The following is a 17061-nucleotide window of genomic DNA, read 5'->3' on the forward strand; positions in this document are numbered from 1 at the left end:
TTTGTTCATGAAAGAGAAGATTGAATTCGCCGAGAGACTCCGCGACGCGATGACCCGTGCGGGTCATGCCGCCCGCCCGTCTGTGCTGGAGCGCGAATTCAATACCCGCTACTGGGGCAAGTCGGTCACGCTGCAGGCAGTGAGCCGCTGGCTGAACGGGCAGGCCATCCCATCCCAGGACAAGCTGCAGGTGCTGGCCGAGTGGCTCAAGATCGAGCCGCAGGTTCTGCGCTTTGGCGAAGGCGTGGCCAAGTCGGTTCATGAGTACCGCCAGCGCTGGGACGAGAAGCTGACCTACCTTGAGCGCGAGACGGTGGACGCCTATTTGCAACTGCCTGCGCCGCAGCGCAAGGTCGTGCGGGAGGTGATCCTGACCTTCGCCCGCGTGCACGGACAAGGCGGCGACGAGCCGGGCGACCGCTCGTCCTGAGCCGCTGCGGGCCGCGGGCGATAATCGCCGGATTGCGCACACCGATGCCCGCCAGCCCCATGAGCCTCCAAGACCGCTACGATCCCGCCGCCGTCGAAGCCGCCGCCCAGTCCGCCTGGACCGCCGCCGACGCCTACCGCGTCCTTGAAGACGCGAGCAAGCCGAAGTTCTACGCCTGCTCGATGCTGCCGTACCCGAGCGGCAAGCTGCACATGGGCCATGTGCGCAACTACACCATCAACGACATGCTGGCGCGCCAGCTGCGCATGCGCGGCTTCAACGTGCTGATGCCGATGGGCTGGGACGCCTTCGGCCTGCCGGCCGAGAACGCGGCGCTGAAGAACGCCGTGCCGCCCGAGAAGTGGACGCGCGAGAACATCGCCTACATGAAGGGCCAGATGCAGGCGATGGGCCTGGCGATCGACTGGTCGCGCGAGGTCGCCACCTGCGACCCCGAGTACTACAAGTGGAACCAGTGGCTGTTCCTGAAGATGCTGGAGGCCGGCATCGCCGAGCGCCGCACCCAGACCGTCAACTGGGACCCGGTCGACCAGACCGTGCTGGCCAACGAGCAGGTGATCGACGGCCGCGGCTGGCGCTCAGGAGCCTTGGTCGAGAAGCGCGAGATCCCCGGCTACTACCTGAACATCGTCAAGTACGCCGACGAGCTGCTGGGCGCCGTGGCCGATCCGCAGGACCCGAACTATCTGTCGGGCTGGCCGGAGCGCGTGCGCCTGATGCAGGAGAACTGGATCGGCAAGAGCGCCGGCGTGCGCTTCGCGTTCCCGCACGAGATCAGGGGCGCGGACGGCGCGCTGATCCAGGACGGCAAGCTGTTCGTGTTCACGACGCGCGCCGACACGATCATGGGCGTGACCTTCTGCGCTGTCGCGCCCGAGCACCCGCTGGCTGCGCACGCCGCGGCGACGAACCCGGCGCTGGCCGCCTTCATCGCCCAATGCGCCCAGGGCGGCACGACCGAGGCCGAGCTGGCCACGCAGGAAAAGAAGGGGATGGCGACGGGCCTGTTCGTCACCCATCCGCTGACCGGCGCGCAGGTCGAGGTCTGGGTCGGCAACTACGTGCTGATGTCGTATGGCGACGGCGCCGTGATGGGCGTGCCGGCGCATGACGAGCGCGACTTCGCCTTCGCGAAGAAGTACGGCCTCGAGATCAAGCCGGTGATCGCGGTCGAAGGCGAGACCTTCAGCCTGGACGCCTGGGCCGAGTGGTATGGCGACAAGCAGCGCGCCGTCTGCATCAACTCGGGCGAGCTCGACGGCCTGGGCCACAAGGCCGCGGTCGACAAGGTCGCCGAGCTGCTCGGCGCGAAGGGCCTGGGCGAGAAGAAGATCACCTGGCGCCTGCGCGACTGGGGCATCAGCCGCCAGCGCTACTGGGGCACGCCGATCCCGATCATTCACTGCGAGAGCTGCGGCCCGGTGCCGGTGCCCGAGAAGGACCTGCCGGTGGTGCTGCCGATCGACTGCGTGCCGGACGGCTCGGGCAATCCGCTGAAAAAGCGCACCGACTTCCTGAACGTCGCCTGCCCCTGCTGCGGCCAGCCGGCGCAGCGCGAGACCGACACGATGGACACCTTCGTGGACTCGTCGTGGTACTTCATGCGCTACTGCGACGCGCGCAACGACCAGCGAATGGTCGCCGAAGGCACCGACTACTGGATGCCGATGGACCAGTACATCGGCGGCATCGAGCACGCGATCCTGCACCTGCTCTACGCGCGCTTCTGGACCAAGGTCATGCGCGACCTGGGCCTGGTGAAGGTCAACGAGCCCTTCACCAAGCTGCTGACGCAGGGCATGGTGCTCAACCACATCTACTCGCGCCGCACCGAGAAGGGCGGCATCGAGTACTTCTGGCCGCACGAGGTCGAGAACGTACTGGACGCCGGCGGCAAGGTCGTCGGCGCGAAGCTGAAGGAAGCCAAGGGCGACCTGCCCGCCGGCACCGCGATCGACTACCAGGGCGTGGGCACCATGTCCAAGTCGAAGAACAACGGCGTCGATCCGCAGGAGCTGATCAACCGCTACGGCGCCGACACCGCGCGCCTGTTCGTCATGTTCGCGGCGCCCCCGGAGCAGACGCTGGAGTGGAACGAGTCGGCCGTCGAAGGCGCGCACCGCTTCATCAAGCGCATCTGGGCCTTCGCGTTCAAGAACGAGACGGTGCTGACCGGCGCGCCGGCCGAGGTGCCGGGCGAGCTGTCCGCCGAGGCCAAGTCGCTGCGCCGCGAGGTCCATCTGGTGCTGCGCCAGGTGAGCCACGACTTCGAGCGCATGCAGTACAACACCGTCGTCTCCGGCGGCATGAAGCTGCTCAACGCGCTGGAAGGCTACCGGCATGACGGCAGCGCCGGCTCCGCCGCGGTGCTGCGCGAGGGCTTCTCGGTGCTGCTGCGCGCGCTCTACCCGGCCTGCCCGCACATCACCTGGAAGCTCTGGGCCGATCTGGGCTACGCCGGCGCACAGGGCGACCTGCTCGACACCGCCTGGCCGGCGGTGGTCGAGGCCGCGCTGGTGCAGGACGAGATCGAGCTGGTGCTGCAGGTCAACGGCAAGACGCGCGGCGCCATCAAGGTGCCGGCCGGTGCCGACAAGGCCGCCATCGAGGCCACCGCCGCCGCCAGCCCCGAGGTCGAGAAGTTCGCCGAGGGCCGCACGCCCAAGAAGATCATCGTCGTGCCGGGTCGCCTGGTGAACGTGGTGGTCTGAGGCCGTGGTGCAGCCGTCACGCCGCCGCCTGCTGGGGGCCGCCGCGCTGGCCGCAATGCTGGCGGGCTGCGGCTTCCAGCTGCGCCGCCCGCCGGAGCTGGCCTGGAAGCGCGTCTTCCTGTCGGGCTTCGCCGAGGACTCGACGCTGGCCGACGAGCTGCGCCGCCAGCTGCGCGCCAGCCCGGGCGTGACGGTGGCCGAGACGCCGGCCGAGGCCGACCTGATCGTCGAGTCGCTGCAGGACGCCAGCGAGCAGGTGGTGGCCGCGACCACCGCCAACTCGCAGATCTCTGAGATGACGCTGCGCGCACGGCTGCGCTTCCGGGTGCGCACCCCGGCCGGTCGCGATCTGATCGCCCCGACCGAGCTGGTGCAGAGCCGCGACATGAGCTACAGCGAGAGCAGCGCGCTGGCCAAGCAGCACGAGGCCGCGCTGCTGTTCCGCTCGATGCACGCCGACCTGGCGATGCAGGTGCTGCGCCGGCTGGCGGCGCTCGGACCGGCCTGAGCCGCGAGTCCGCCGATGCAGATCCGCGCCGAGCAGCTCGCCGCCGCGCTGGCCAAGGGCCTGCGCCCGCTCTATGTCATCCACGGCGACGAGCCGCTGCTGGCGCAGGAGGCGGCCGACGCGGTGCGCGCCGCCGCGCGTGCGGCCGGCTGCAGCGAGCGCACGGTGCACACCGTCGCCGGCGGCCATTTCGACTGGGCCGGCCTGCTGGGCGACGCCGGCGCGCTGAGCCTGTTCGCCGAGCGGCGGCTGATCGAGATCCGCATTCCCTCCGGCAAGCCGGGCAAGGACGGCTCGGAGGCGCTGCAGCGCTATGTCGAGCAGCTCGGCGCCGACGACGTCACGCTGGTGATGCTGCCGCGCCTGGATCGCACCCAGCTCGGCAGCGCCTGGTTCGGCGCGCTCGACGGCGCCGGGCTGGCGGTGCGCGTCGATCCGGTCGAGCGCCGGGCGCTGCCGGTCTGGATCGCGCAGCGCCTGGCGCAGCACGGCCTGCGGGTCGAGGACGGCGAGGCGGGCCAGCAGGCGCTGGCCTTCTTCGCCGACCGGGTCGAGGGCAATCTGCTGGCGGCGCACCAGGAGATCACCAAGCTGGCGCTGCTGCACGCGCCAGCCGATCCACGCGGCGCGCCCGCGGTGCTGGCGCGCGAGCAGATCGAGGCGGCGGTGCTCGATGTCGCGCGCTACGACGTCTTCCGCCTCGGCGAGGCGGTGCTGGCGGGTGACGCGGCGCGCGCGCTGCGCATGCTCGACGGCCTGCAGGCCGAGGGCGAGGCGGCGGTGCTGGTGCACTGGACGCTGGCCGACGACCTGCGCGGCCTGCAGCGGGTGCACGCGGCGATGCAGCAGGGCCGGCCGCTGCCGATGGCGCTGCGCGAGGCGCGGGTCTGGGGTCTGAAGGAAAAGCTCTTCGAGCGGGTGCTGCCGCGGCTGGACAGCGCGACGCTGGCCACGCTGGTCGATGCGGCCCACGCCTGCGACGGGATCGTCAAGGGGCTGCGCGATCCGCGCTGGCCGGACGATCCATGGGCGGCGCTGCAGCAGCTGGTGCTGATGACGCTGGCCGCGGTCGCGCCGAAGTCCGGGGTGCCGGCCCTGGCTGCGGCGGCACGACCGCCGGCCGCACGCCAATAGCGCTCGCTTCGGCGCGGTTTTCCATCGGCCGTGGCCGGCCGGGCTGGGCGATGCTCGGGCGTTCTTCCGCATCCGCAAACCGTTGCGCTGCCGTGCCCAAGCTGTTCCGTCGCCGTCCGCGCTCGCTGGCGCTCTACATCGCGTTGCCCTTTGTCGGCATGGTCCTGCTCTGGCAGGCCGTCGGCCTGTGGCTGACGCATGGCGCGATCGACCGCAGCGCGACCCGCTCGATCGAGGCCGAGCTGCTGACCGGCCGCCGCGTCTTCGAGCAGCTGCTGGCGCAGCGCTCGGGGCGGCTGGCCGAGGGGGCGCGGCTGCTGGCCAGCGACAACGGCTTCCGCTCCGCGGTCGCCGGCGGCGATCTGGCGGCGATGGAGAGCGCGCTGCGCGAGCACGGCCAGCGCCTCCATGCGGCGCTGGCGCTGGTGGTCGACACCGACTGGCGGCCGCTGGCCGCCACCGGCATCGACATGCGCACGCTGGCGCCGCTGCTGGTCGAGGCGCGCGAGCTCCAGCACGAGGCGCCGCGGGTGCCGGCCGGCGCCGATGCCGAGATGCATGTGCCCGGTCTGGTGGGCGTGCAGGAGCGGCCGCTGCAGATCGTCGCGGTGCCGATCCAGGTGCCGCGCCGGGTCGGCTGGGTGCTGCTGGGGTTCGAGATCGACCAGACGCTGCTGGCCCAGCTCGGCGCGATCACCGGACTGCGCTCGGTGCTGACGGTCGACCGGCCGGCCGGCGCGCGGATGCTGGCGGGCACGCTGCAGGCCCGGATGCTGCCGCCCTCGCACGAGCATGGCGGGCTGCGCTGCGACCTGATGCTGCAGCAGGACGGCGAGGACTGGCAGGCCTGCGACTTCCGCATCGACCTGCAGGTCGGCTCGGCGCCGGGCCAGCACGGGCACCTGCATCTGGTGCTGGCGCGAGCGGTCGCGCCGGCGCTGCAGCCCTTCCGCGAGCTGCAGCATCAGCAGATCGAGCTCGCGGCGGTCGCGCTGGTGCTGCTGGCGCTGGGCAGCATGGCGCTGGCGCGGCGCTTCAGCGCGCCGATCCTGGCGCTGCGCCAGGCGGCCGAGCGGCTCGGCGCCGGCGAGCTGGCCGAACCGGTCGCCCAGCCCGATCCGGCCCGCACGCCGCCGGACCTGCAGCGCCTGGCACGCTCCTTCGAGGCGATGCGCCAGGCGGTGCAGCAGCGCGAGCACCGCATCGGCCGGCTCGCCTACTGGGATCCGCTGACCGGCCTGCCCAACCGCGCGCAGTTCGTCGACCGCCTGGGCGCGCAGCTGGCGCTGTGCGACGCGGCCCGGCCGCTGGCGGTGCTGATGCTCGACCTGGACCGCTTCAAGCATGTCAACGACGCGCTCGGCCACCCCTTCGGCGACCTGATGCTGCGCAAGGTCGCCAGCCGGCTCGAGCCGACGGCACGCCAGGCCGGCGCGCTGCTGGCGCGGCTCGGCGGCGACGAGTTCGGGCTGCTGCTGCCGCGCGCCGGCGTCGAGCATGCGCGCGAGGTCGCGCAGGCGGTGCTGCAGGCGCTGCAGGCGCCGCTGCGCATCGACGGCCAGCTGGTCGACTGCTCGGGCGGCATGGGCATCGCGCTGGCGCCGGCGCACGCGACGCAGGCCGAGGCCCTGCTCGGGCAGGTCGAGGTCGCGATGTACGCGGCCAAGCGGCGCCTGGCCGGCGTGCTGGTCTACGAGCCGTCGATGGACAGCCGCAGCAGCGGCTCGCTGTAGCTGCTCAGCGAGCTGCGCGCCGCGGTCGAGAACGACGCGCTGTGCCTGTACCTGCAGCCGAAGATCGAGCTCGATGGCGGGCGGGTGATCGGCGCGGAGGCGCTGGTGCGCTGGATCGACCCGGTGCGCGGCATCGTGCCGCCGATGCAGTTCATCCCCTTCGCCGAGCAGACCGGCTTCATCCGCGAGATCACCCGCTGGATGCTGTCGCACGGCGTGCGCGAGATGGCGCGCTGGAGCGAGCTGGGCCAGCCGCTGCGGCTCAGCATCAACCTGTCGACCCGTGACCTGCTCGATGTCGATCTGGTCGACTAGGTCGCCGGCCTGCTGGCGCAGCATGACGTGCCCGCCGGCCGCCTCTGCCTGGAGATCACCGAGAGCGCGATCATGGACGATCCCGCCCGCGCGATGCAGACGCTGCAGCGCCTGAGCGAGCTGGGCGTGCGGCTGTCGATCGACGACTTCGGCACCGGCTATTCCTCGCTGGCCTACCTGAAGCGGCTGCCGGTCGACGAGCTCAAGATCGACCGCAGCTTCGTCATCGGCATGGAGCGCGACCTCGACGACGCGCGCATCGTGCGCTCGACCATCGGCCTGGCGCACACGCTGGGGCTGACGGTGGTCGCCGAGGGCGTCGAGAACGAGAAGCTGATGGCGATGCTCGAGCACCTGGGCTGCGACGAGGCCCAGGGCTACGGCATCGCCCGGCCGATGCCGGTCGAGGACTGGCTGCCGTGGGTCGAGCGCTGGCAGGCGCCGCAGACCGGCACCGTGCGCCTCGACACCGATTTCCAGCAGCTCTGAGGGCGGCGCGCCCGGGCCGGGCGCCGTCGGCCGGGGTCAGTAGCCGCGGCTGCGCTCGACCCGGTTCGGCACCGGGCGGCCCTCGCGCCAGGCGCGGATGCCCGCGGCGGCGATGCGCGCGGCACTGCGCGGATCGGTCTGCGCCGCCGCGTGCGGCAGCAGCGTGATCGCCGGATGGCGCCAGAAGCGGTGCGCCGGCGGCAGCGGCTCCTGGTGGAAGACATCCAGCACCGCATGCGCGATCTGCCCGGCGTCGAGCGCCGCGAGCAGGTCGGCCTCGACCAGATGCGCGCCGCGCGCCAGGTTGACCAGGCTGGCGCGTGCCGGCAGCCGTGCCAGGAAGGCCGCGTCGATCAGGCCGCGGGTGTCGGCGGTCAGCGGCAGCAGGTTGATGACGATGCGGCAGTCGGCCAGCACCGGCGCGAGCGGCTCGCCCCGGCGCCAGCCGGCGGCGCGGTAGCCGCGCTGGCGCAGCGCGTGCATCACCGTGCCGCCCATCTGGCCCTGGCCGAGCACGGCGACCTTGATCTCGTCGGCGCGCAGCTGCGGCAGCGCCTGCCAGACGCCGGCGCGCTGCTGGCGGGCGTACAGATGGAAATGGCGGTGCAGCGTCAGCACCGCCCACAGCGCGGTCTCGGCCATCGCGGCGTTCATCGCCGGATCGACCATGCGCGCCAGCGGCACCTCGGCCGGCAGCGTCGGGTCGGCCAGCAGCCGGTCGACGCCGGCCCACAGCGACTGGATCAGCCCGAGCCGCGGCAGCCCGGCCAGCAGCCCCGGCGGCGGATTGGCGACGATGGCCACATCGATGTCCTCGCGCAGCGCGGGCTGCGCGGCCAGGTCCTGCGGCAGCAGCAGCCGCTCGCCCGGCAGCGCCGCCTGCAGCGCGGGCAGCCAGGCGGCCCAGTCCGCGGCGTCGAAGTCGCAGGCCAGCAGGACGCTCATCGCAGCGCGTCCAGCAGCACGGTCAGCGCGTGGTCGCGGGTCTGGCGGCGCACGGCCGCACGGTCGCCGTCGAAGCGGCGCATCTCGGTCCAGCTGCGTCCGGGCAGCGTCCAGCCGAACCAGACCGTGCCGACCGGCTTGGCCGCGCTGCCGCCGCCGGGCCCGGCGATGCCGGTGACCGCCAGCGTGCACTGCACCGGCGCGTGGCGCGCCGCGCCCTCGGCCATCGCGCGCGCCACCGGCTCGCTGACCGCGCCGTGCGCCTCGATCAGCGCGGCCGGCACGCCCAGCAGCTCGGTCTTGGCGGCGTTGCTGTAGGTGACGAAGCCGCGCTCGAACCAGTCGCTCGAGCCGGCCAGATCGGTGCAGGCCGCGGCGATCAGGCCGCCGGTGCAGCTCTCGGCGCTGGCCAGGCGCCAGCCGCGGCTGTGCAGTGCGGCCGCCAGCGCGTCCAGGTCCGGGGGCAGGGCGGAGGAAGAGGAATCGGTCATGTGCATCATCCCGCGAGCTGGCCGTGCAGCAGCCGTGCGAAGGTGATCGCCGCGGCGATCACGAACAGCGTGCAGCCGGCGGCGATCAGGTCGTCGAACAGGATGCCGAAGCCGCCGCGCCAGCCGCCGCCCTTGAAGCGGCGGTCGGCCCAGCGCACCGGGCCGGGCTTGGCCGCATCGAAATAGCGGAACAGCACGAAGGCGATGAGCTGCATCACCGGCGTGGCCGGCATCAGCACCCACAGCACCAGCCAGAAGGCCAGCACCTCGTCCCAGACGATGAAGCCGGGATCGTCCGAGCGCGCACGCCGCGCGGTGGCGGTGCAGGCCCACCAGCCCAGCGGCAGTCCGATCAGCAGCGTCCAGCCCCAGGCGGCGGTGTCGAGCCAGCGCGACAGCAGCGCGAACGCGCCCCAGGCCCACAGCGTGCCGGCGGTGCCGGGCGCGACCGGGCTCAGGCCGCTGCCGGCGCCCAGCGCGATGAAGTGCGCCGGATGCGACAGCAGGAAGCGCAGGTCGATGCGCGGTCGTGGCGGCGTCGCGGTCGCGGCGCTCCCGTCGCCGGCATCGGCCTCGGAGTCGGCGCCGACGTCCGTCGGCTCGGTGGGAAAGGCGGTGCTCATCGGCTCAGGAAATGGTCGAAGGAGGCCCAGGCGGTGGCCAGCGGGCGGCCGTCGGCACCGATGACCTCGACCGGCGAGCCGGCCGGGCCGATCGTGCCGATGCGCGTCACGCCGCAGCCGGCCTGCGCCGCCAGCGCGGGCAGGGCCTCGCGGTCGGCCGGGTCGGCGCTGAACAGCAGCTCGTAGTCGTCGCCGCCGGCGAGCAGGCATTCGAGCTGCAGCGCCTCGTGCTGGCGCAGGATCGCCGCGCTGCGCGGCAGCGCCGCCGCCTCGATGCGCGCGCCCAGGCCGCCGGAGCGGCGCAGCACATGGCCGAGGTCGCCCAGCAGGCCGTCGGAGACATCGATGGCGCTGCGCGCCACGCCGCGCAGCGCCAGCCCGAGCGCCACCCGCGGCTGCGGGCATTCCATCGCCAAGCGCAGCCGGTCCAGGTCGAGCCCCTCGGTGCGCACGCCCGGCGTGCCGCGGAAGACCTCGAGCATCAGCCGGGCCTCGCCGAGCCAGCCGGGTTCGTCCGGGTCCGCCGGGTGGCTGATCCACAGGTCGTCGCCGGCGCGCGCGCCGCTGCGCAGCAGCGCGTCGCCGGCCGGCACCTCGCCGAACACGGTGATGCACAGGTTCAGCGGCCCGGCGGTGGTGTCGCCGCCGACCAGCTCGATGTCGTGGCGGTCGGCCAGCGCGTGCAGCCCCGCGGCCAGGCCGGCCAGCCAGGCGTCGTCGACGCGCGGCAGCGCCAGCGCCAGCGTGCAGGCCAGCGGGCGCGCGCCGCAGGCCGCCAGGTCCGACAGGTTGACCGCCAGCGCCTTGTGGCCGAGCCGCTCCGGCGCGACGGTGGACAGGAAGTGCCGCCCCTCCACCAGCATGTCGCTCGAGACGGCGAGCTGCATGCCGGGCGCCGGCGCGAGCAGCGCGCAGTCGTCGCCGACGCCCAGCGGGCTGCGCCGCACCGGGCGGGTGAAGTGACGGGCGATGAGGTCGAATTCTCCGAGGGCCATGCCCGCATTCTCGCCGCTTGTCGGCCTGCTCAGCCCAGGCCGGCGCCGCGCAGCAGGTTGGCCAGCTCGACCGCCGACTTCACGTCCATCTTGTCGAAGACGCGTGCGCGGTGGACCTCGACGGTGCGCACGCTGATGTCGAGCTCGTCGGCGATCTGCTTGTTGGCCCGGCCGGCGATGACCAGGCGCATGACCTCCTGCTCGCGCTCGGTCAGCTCGGCAAGGTGGCGGCGCAGACCGTCGCGCTCGTGGCGGCGCGCCAGCGCCTCGCCGCTGCGTGCTAGCGCCTCGACCACCCGGTCGACCAGCGCATTGTCCGAGAAGGGCTTCTCGACGAAGTCGAAGGCGCCGCGCTTGACCGCCATCACCGCGGTGGCCACGTCGGCATGCCCGGTCAGGAAGATCACCGGCATCAGCTCGAGCCAGCCGCCCTCGATCAGGCGCTCGAACAGCGCCATGCCGTTCATGCCCGGCATGCGCATGTCCAGCAGCAGGCAGGCGGGCGAGTCGGCGCGCACCTCGCCCTGCTCGGCCGCGGCCCAGAAGTCGTCGGCCGAGGCGTAGGCGCGCGGCAGCAGCCGGCGCGAGCGCAGCAGCCACGACAGGGCATCGCGCACCACCTCCTCGTCGTCGACGACGAAGACGGTGCCGCTGGGGTGCTGGACTCGGGCGCTGTGGGTCATGGTCATGAGGGCGGCAGGGACGGCGAGGTCGGCGATGACGACGACGAGGACGGCAGGGGCGGCGTCGCGGGAGCCGCGGCGGGAAGGGTAAACCGGAACACCGTGCCGCGGCCATCGGGTCCGGCCTCGAAGTCGAGCGCGCCGCCGTGCTGCTCCACCACCGTGCGGCACATCGCCAGGCCGATGCCCATGCCCTCGGGCTTGGTGGTGAAGAAGGGCGTGAAGAGCTGGCGGGCGATCGGCTCGGGAATGCCGGGGCCGCGGTCGACGATGCGCAGCTCGACCCAGCGCTCGCTCTGGGCGCGCACTTCCAGGCGCAGCTCGCGATCGCCCGCGGCCACCGTCTCGTCCTCCATCGCCTGGATGCCGTTGCGCGCCAGGTTCAGCAGCACCTGCTCGACCATCGTGCGGTCGCACGACACGCGCGGCGGCGGCTCGGGCACATCGACCGCGATGCGGGTGTGGCTGCGCCGAGCCGCCAGCCGCACCAGCGGCAGCACCGCCTCGAGCAGCTCGGACGCACGCACGTTCTCGCGCAGCCGCTCGCGCCGGCGCACGAACTGGTGCACGCTGCGGATGACGCGCCCGGCGCGCTCGGCCTGCTCGGCGATGCGCGCCACCGCCTGGCGGATCATCAGCTGCGTCTCGAGGTCGGCCGGCGGATCCTGCTCGCCGGCGGGCATCAGGTTCAGCGAGCCGGTGGCGTAGCTGGCGATCGCCGCCAGCGGCTGGTTGAGCTCGTGGCTGAGCAGCGTGGCCATCTCGCCCATCGTCGCCAGACGGGCCGCGGCCTGCAGCTTGTCCTGCTGCTGGCGCGAGAGCTCCTCGATGCGGCGCTGCGCGCTCACGTCGAGCACCGTGCTCATCCAGCCGCTGCGCCGGCCGCGCGCGTCGACCAGCGGCGCCTCGAAGATCAGCACCGGGAAGCGCTCGCCGCCGCGGCGCATGAACAGCGTCTCGTGGCCCTCGCGCGGCGGCGTGTCGCCGGCCTGGCGCTCGGCCTGGCGGCGGGCGTAGAGCTCGACCATTTCCGGCGGCCAGTACGGCGGCACCGTCGTGCCGAGCAGCTCCTCGGCGCTGAAGCCCACCATGCGGCAGAAGGCCGGGTTGACATAGGTGATGCGACCGTCGGCCGAGCGCGCGCGCAGGCCGGTCACCAGCGAGTCCTCCATCGCCTTGCGGAAGGTCAGCGCCTCGGCCAGCGCCTGCTCGGCCGCCGCGCGCCGGCGCACGTCGTACACCAGCAGCACCACCACGCCGCCGAGCGCGGCCGACAGCATCACCACCAGCGCCGCGCTCAGGTTCGGGATCAGCGGCGGCACGCCGCTCAGGCTGTCCAGGCGCAGCAGCGCGGTGAAGCCGGAAATGTCCACCAGCCGGTCGGCGACGAAGACGCCGGCGCCGCGCCGCGCCCCGGTGCGCGCCAGCCGCGTGCCGTCGGACTCGACCAGCATGACCTCGTGGCGGCGCACGATCTCCGGCGCGACCGCCGCGTGCAGCAGGTCGGGCAGCGCCACCGTCGCGACGAGGGTGCCGTCGGAGCGGCCCTCGCCGGGCTGCGGGATGCACAGGTCGACCACCTCGACGCCCAGGCCGCCGGCCGAGGGCAGGAAATAGCTGCGCGAGAAGGCCGGCGAGGAAAAGCGCCGCGCCGTGGTGCAGGCGATCTCGGCATCGACCGACATCGCGCTGCGCGGGATGGTGGCGAACTGCTGCGGATAGGTCGGCGAGCGCATCGCGTCGATCACCGCGAAATGCGCGTCGCGTCGCTCGATGCGGATGATCTCGGGCGTCGTGCGCAGCAGCGCCTCGACCTGCAGGTGCCAGCCCGGACCTTCGGCGGTCTGCCACATCAGGCGCTGCAGCGCCTGCATGTCGTCGCCCAGGCGCTGGCGCATGTCGGCCGCGGCGGTCTGCGCCGCCGCGTCGGTGGCCTCCTGGACCTGCGACTGCTCGTGCTGCCAGGTCATCCACAGCAGCACCGCCAGCACCGCCAGCACCAGCGCCACCAGCGCCACCCACAGCGGCGTGCCGCGCCAGCGGCGCGACAGGCCGAAGAGCATCGAGTGCGGGTCGGGCGGCGGCATGTCGGACATGATCGCAGTATTCCCGCGCCAGGCCGCGCCTCGCTACGCAGTTCCTCGGATGAGACGCGCGGCGCGCGTGGCGCATCATCGCCGGACCGGTCCGGAGCGCCGGCGTGCGCGGTCATGACGCATGGGTATGCGCTGCGTGCATGGCTTCATGCGGCGGCCGGTCTGACAGGACAGCGCACGCCGACGAGCCGCTTCCTACAATCGCCAGCCGCCCCGGACCGGAGCCTCCCAGGCGCCGGACCGTCCGCACTCCCGAACCGAGACGCCCGACTCTCTCCCTGCGGAACACGAACATGACAACCTCCGAACAGAAGCAAGCCGAACTGCGCCGCGCCGCGCTCGAGTACCACGAGTTTCCGACGCCCGGCAAGATCGCCATCGCCCCGACGAAGTCGCTGGTCAACCAGCGCGATCTCGCGCTGGCCTACTCGCCCGGCGTGGCCGCCGCCTGCGAGGAGATCGTCGACGACCCGGCCAACGCCTTCCGCTACACCAGCCGCGGCAACCTGGTGGCCGTGGTCACCAACGGCACCGCGGTGCTGGGCCTGGGCAACATCGGCCCGCTGGCATCCAAGCCGGTGATGGAAGGCAAGGGCGTCCTGTTCAAGAAGTTCGCCGGCATCGACGTGTTCGACCTGGAGATCGCCGAGAACGACCTCGACAAGCTGGTCGACATCATCGCGGCGCTGGAGCCGACCTTCGGGGGCGTCAACCTGGAGGACATCAAGGCCCCCGACTGCTTCTACGTCGAGCGCAAGCTGCGCGAGCGCATGAGGATTCCGGTCTTCCACGACGACCAGCATGGCACCGCGATCGTCGTCGGCGCGGCGCTGCTCAACGGCCTGAAGGTGGTCGGCAAGGACCTGAAGCAGGTCAAGCTGGTGTCCTCGGGTGCGGGCGCGGCGGCGCTGGCCTGCCTGAACCTGCTGGTGAAGCTGGGCCTGCCGCGCGAGAACATCTGGGTGACCGACCTGGCCGGCGTGGTCTACGAGGGCCGCACCGAGCTGATGGACCCGGACAAGGCCGAGTTCGCGCAAGCGACCGAGCTGCGCACGCTGCGCGAGGCCATCAACGGCGCCGACATCTTCCTGGGCCTGTCGGCCGGCGGCGTGCTCAAGGCCGACATGGTGGCCTCGATGGCGGCCAGGCCGCTGATCTTCGCGCTGGCGAACCCGAATCCGGAAATCATGCCGGAGCAGGTCCGCGAGGTGCGCGACGACGCCATCATGGCCACCGGCCGCACCGACTATCCGAACCAGGTCAACAACGTCCTGTGCTTCCCCTACATCTTCCGCGGCGCGCTGGACTGCGGGGCGACCACCATCACCGACGAGATGGAGATCGCCGCGGTGCACGCGATCGCCGAGCTGGCGCAGGCCGAGCAGAACGACGTCGTCGCGGCCGCCTATGGCGGCGCGACGCTGAGCTTCGGCCCTGAATACCTGATCCCGAAGCCCTTCGACCCGCGCCTGATGATGCAGATCGCGCCGGCGGTGGCCCGCGCGGCGGCCGAGTGTGGCGTGGCCTCGCGTCCGATCGCCGACATGGACGCCTATGTCGAGAAGCTGCGCGCCTTCGTCTATGCCGCCGGCACCGTGATGAAGCCGATCTACGCGATCGCCAAGCGCGCCAAGGCCCGCCGCGTCGCCTACGCCGAGGGCGAGGACCGCCGCGTGCTGCGCGCGGTGCAGGTCGTCGTCGACGAGGGCCTGGCCTACCCGGTGCTGATCGGTCGGCGCAGCGTCATCCGCACCCGCATCGAGAAGCTCGGCCTGCGCCTGGAGGAGGGCCGCGACTACGAGATCGTCAACATCGACGACGATCCGCGCTACCGCGACTTCTGGGAGACCTACCACGGCATGATGGACCGCCGCGGCGTCACCGAGCAGCTCGCGAAGATCGAGATGCGCCGGCGCATGACGCTGGTCGGCTCGATGCTGCTGCACAAGGGCGAGGTCGACGGCATGATCTGCGGCACCTGGAGCTCGACCTCCTACCACCTGCAGTACATCGATCCGGTGATCGGCCGCCGTCCCGGCGTCAAGACCTACGCGTGCATGAACGGCCTGGTGCTGCCGGGCCGCCAGATCTTCCTGGTCGACACGCACGTCAACTACGACCCGACCGCCGAGCAGCTCTGCGAGATCACGCTGCTGGCGGCCGAGGAGATGCGCCGCTTCGGCATCCAGCCCAAGGTCGCGCTGCTGTCGCACTCGAACTTCGGCTCGAGCAACCAGCCCTCGGCGGTGAAGATGCGCGAGACGCTGGCGCTGCTGCGCGAGCGCGCGCCCGACCTGCATGTCGACGGCGAGATGCACGGCGACACCGCGCTCGATCCGGCCTACCGCGCCGAGCTGATGCCGCGCAGCACGCTCTCCGGCGAGGCCAACCTGCTGGTGCTGCCCAACATCGACGCGGCCAACATCAGCTACAACCTGCTGAAGACGACCGCCGGCGGCGGCATCGCCATCGGCCCGGTGCTGCTCGGCGCGGCCAAGCCGGTGCATGTGCTGACGCCCTCGGCCACGGTGCGCCGCATCGTCAACATGACCGCGCTGACGGTCGCCGACGCCAACGCCTCGCGCTGAGATCCGGTCGGTCCGGGCGCGCGGACTGATCGATCCGGCAACACGTCAGGCCCCCTGCGCCCCCGCGCAGGGGGCTTGCCCCTGTCGGCATGCTGAAAATTGAGGCAGAAAGCTTGAGATCGGGGCCCTGATTCGCTACCATCGCCCCTCCACGATTCAGGAAAACCCGTGTCAGATCAGGCTCGACCTGCGGTTCCATGGCTTGGCCAGGGGCTCCGCGGGCGTTTTGTCGCTGCGGCGGTCCAGGCGATGGTCATCGCCGGCGCGGTGTCGGTCGGTGCGCTGGCGGTATCCCTGCCCGCCTCGGCCCGCGCTGCAGGACAGTCCGTCGACGCCGTCGCAAATCCGGTCCGGCTGGACGACCTGCCCGACGAGGCGGTCACCGTTCACCGGCAGATCCAGGCGGGCGGGCCCTTCCTCCACCCCGAAAAGGATGGCGTCGTCTTCGCCAACCGGGAGAGGCTGCTGCCGCGGGAGACCCGAGGATACTACAGAGAATACACCGTCCCGACTCCGGGATCGCGCGACCGGGGCGCGCGGCGCATCGTGTGCGGCGGCAGGGAGCCGAAGACTCCGGACGTTTGTTACTACACGCAGGACCATTACGCGAGCTTCCGCCGCATCGCGCCATGAGTTCCGCGAGGATCGAGAGCCCCAAGGGACCATCCACCATGCTTATGCAGACCGTGCGTCCGAACATCGTGCAGGCGATCCGCGCCTTCCGTGTGGACGACCTCATGTCGGCGGCCCAGGATCTGGGTCACCACTTCCTCTACGCCAATCTTTCCGGCACGACGACCAAGCAGGAAGTGCTGGAGACGATCGCCAAGGCCTTCCTGTTCCCGGCGCACTTCGGCAAGAACCTGGACGCGCTGCATGACTGCATGACCGACCTGGTCAACAAGTCCGGCACGCAGCCGGGCTTCGTCGTCGTGCTCGAGCAGCTGCCCGACAGCGCGAAATTCGATCGCGAGGCGCGCGAGCAGCTGCTCGACGTCTTCCGCGATGCGGCCGACTTCTGGGCCGAGCGGAAGATTCCCTTCCGGTGCTTCTATTCTTTTCAGTAGCCCGCTCCCAGGACAACGGGCAATGGGAGCGGGCGGAAGTCGCCCAGGAGCCGGTCAAGCCGCCTCCTAAGCCGAGCAAGAACGCCGCGCCGGCCTTCGCGCCGCACATGCCGGTGATGAGCAGCGCCTTCGACACGTCGGGGCTGCTGGCCGTGGCCGCATGAGCCACGGGCCCGGCGCACCGGCCGGATGCCGGTGCAGCTGATCTGATCTCACGGGCCCGCCTTGCGCG

15 protein-coding genes and 1 pseudogene are annotated in these 17061 nt (G+C 71.9%); 10 read left to right on the forward strand and 6 right to left on the reverse strand.

Annotated features, from left to right (window positions below; translation table 11 throughout):
• Positions 1–7 precede the first annotated feature (7 nt).
• The 6 genes and pseudogenes from HNQ01_RS01840 to HNQ01_RS22285 all read left to right on the forward strand — a co-directional run bounded on the left by HNQ01_RS01840 (position 8) and on the right by HNQ01_RS22285 (position 7341).
• Positions 8–430 carry a transcriptional regulator gene (locus HNQ01_RS01840; RefSeq protein WP_173803596.1) on the forward strand — a complete coding sequence of 141 codons (423 nt, stop codon included), beginning with the start codon at positions 8–10 and terminating at the stop codon, positions 428–430.
• A gap of 59 nt (positions 431–489) precedes the next feature.
• On the forward strand, positions 490–3162 hold the full coding sequence (leuS, locus tag HNQ01_RS01845; protein ID WP_173803597.1) for a leucine--tRNA ligase: 2673 nt from the start codon (positions 490–492) through the stop codon (positions 3160–3162).
• Between the two features lie 7 nt (positions 3163–3169).
• Positions 3170–3670, forward strand: coding sequence for an LPS-assembly lipoprotein LptE (locus tag HNQ01_RS01850; RefSeq protein WP_353621621.1), 501 nt, complete (start codon positions 3170–3172; stop codon positions 3668–3670).
• A gap of 15 nt (positions 3671–3685) precedes the next feature.
• Complete coding sequence (holA, locus tag HNQ01_RS01855; protein WP_173803598.1) at positions 3686–4804, forward strand: DNA polymerase III subunit delta; 1119 nt, start codon at positions 3686–3688, stop codon at positions 4802–4804.
• A gap of 92 nt (positions 4805–4896) precedes the next feature.
• On the forward strand, positions 4897–6537 hold the full coding sequence (locus HNQ01_RS01860) for a diguanylate cyclase domain-containing protein (RefSeq protein WP_173803599.1): 1641 nt from the start codon (positions 4897–4899) through the stop codon (positions 6535–6537).
• Between the two features lie 12 nt (positions 6538–6549).
• A pseudogene (locus tag HNQ01_RS22285) lies at positions 6550–7341 on the forward strand (putative bifunctional diguanylate cyclase/phosphodiesterase).
• A 36-nt stretch (positions 7342–7377) separates the two neighbouring features.
• On the opposite strand, the gene HNQ01_RS01875 reads toward HNQ01_RS22285, so the two are convergent.
• The 6 genes from HNQ01_RS01875 to HNQ01_RS01900 are packed head-to-tail and all read right to left on the reverse strand — an operon-like array spanning position 7378 to position 13174.
• Entirely contained in the window at positions 7378–8286 is a 909-nt protein-coding gene (locus HNQ01_RS01875; protein ID WP_173803601.1) for a 2-hydroxyacid dehydrogenase, read from the reverse strand.
• A complete protein-coding gene (locus HNQ01_RS01880) occupies positions 8283–8777 on the reverse strand; it encodes a CinA family protein (protein WP_217427362.1) in 495 nt (164 codons plus the stop codon). The genes HNQ01_RS01875 and HNQ01_RS01880 overlap by 4 nt, the downstream gene beginning before the upstream one ends.
• A 5-nt stretch (positions 8778–8782) precedes the next feature.
• Positions 8783–9400 carry a phosphatidylglycerophosphatase A family protein gene (locus tag HNQ01_RS01885; protein WP_173803603.1) on the reverse strand — a complete coding sequence of 206 codons (618 nt, stop codon included), beginning with the start codon at positions 9398–9400 and terminating at the stop codon, positions 8783–8785.
• The gene (thiL, locus tag HNQ01_RS01890) at positions 9397–10395 is read right to left on the reverse strand and encodes a thiamine-phosphate kinase (RefSeq protein ID WP_173803604.1); all 999 of its coding nucleotides are present in this window, start codon (positions 10393–10395) and stop codon (positions 9397–9399) included. Before thiL ends, HNQ01_RS01885 begins: the two co-directional genes overlap by 4 nt.
• Positions 10396–10424: 29 nt before the next feature.
• Positions 10425–11078 (reverse strand): response regulator transcription factor, encoded by a 654-nt coding sequence (locus tag HNQ01_RS01895; protein ID WP_173803705.1) that lies wholly within the window; start codon positions 11076–11078, stop codon positions 10425–10427.
• 2 nt (positions 11079–11080) lie between these two features.
• Entirely contained in the window at positions 11081–13174 is a 2094-nt protein-coding gene (locus tag HNQ01_RS01900) for a two-component system sensor histidine kinase NtrB (protein WP_286180390.1), read from the reverse strand.
• A gap of 293 nt (positions 13175–13467) precedes the next feature.
• On the opposite strand from HNQ01_RS01900, the gene HNQ01_RS01905 reads away from it, so the two are divergent.
• The 4 genes from HNQ01_RS01905 (at position 13468) to HNQ01_RS01920 (ending at position 16993) form a co-directional block, all read left to right on the forward strand.
• Positions 13468–15762 (forward strand): NADP-dependent malic enzyme, encoded by a 2295-nt coding sequence (locus tag HNQ01_RS01905; protein WP_173803605.1) that lies wholly within the window; start codon positions 13468–13470, stop codon positions 15760–15762.
• A gap of 249 nt (positions 15763–16011) precedes the next feature.
• Entirely contained in the window at positions 16012–16395 is a 384-nt protein-coding gene (locus tag HNQ01_RS01910; RefSeq protein WP_173803606.1) for a guanyl-specific ribonuclease, read from the forward strand.
• Complete coding sequence (locus tag HNQ01_RS01915) at positions 16281–16829, forward strand: barstar family protein (RefSeq protein ID WP_434801477.1); 549 nt, start codon at positions 16281–16283, stop codon at positions 16827–16829. The genes HNQ01_RS01910 and HNQ01_RS01915 overlap by 115 nt, the downstream gene beginning before the upstream one ends.
• Positions 16808–16993, forward strand: a complete 186-nt coding sequence (locus HNQ01_RS01920) for a hypothetical protein (protein ID WP_173803608.1) — start codon at positions 16808–16810, stop codon at positions 16991–16993. Before HNQ01_RS01915 ends, HNQ01_RS01920 begins: the two co-directional genes overlap by 22 nt.
• Positions 16994–17061: the final 68 nt, after the last annotated feature.

Source organism: Sphaerotilus uruguayifluvii (assembly GCF_013294065.1).
GTDB lineage: Bacteria > Pseudomonadota > Gammaproteobacteria > Burkholderiales > Burkholderiaceae_C > Sphaerotilus > Sphaerotilus uruguayifluvii.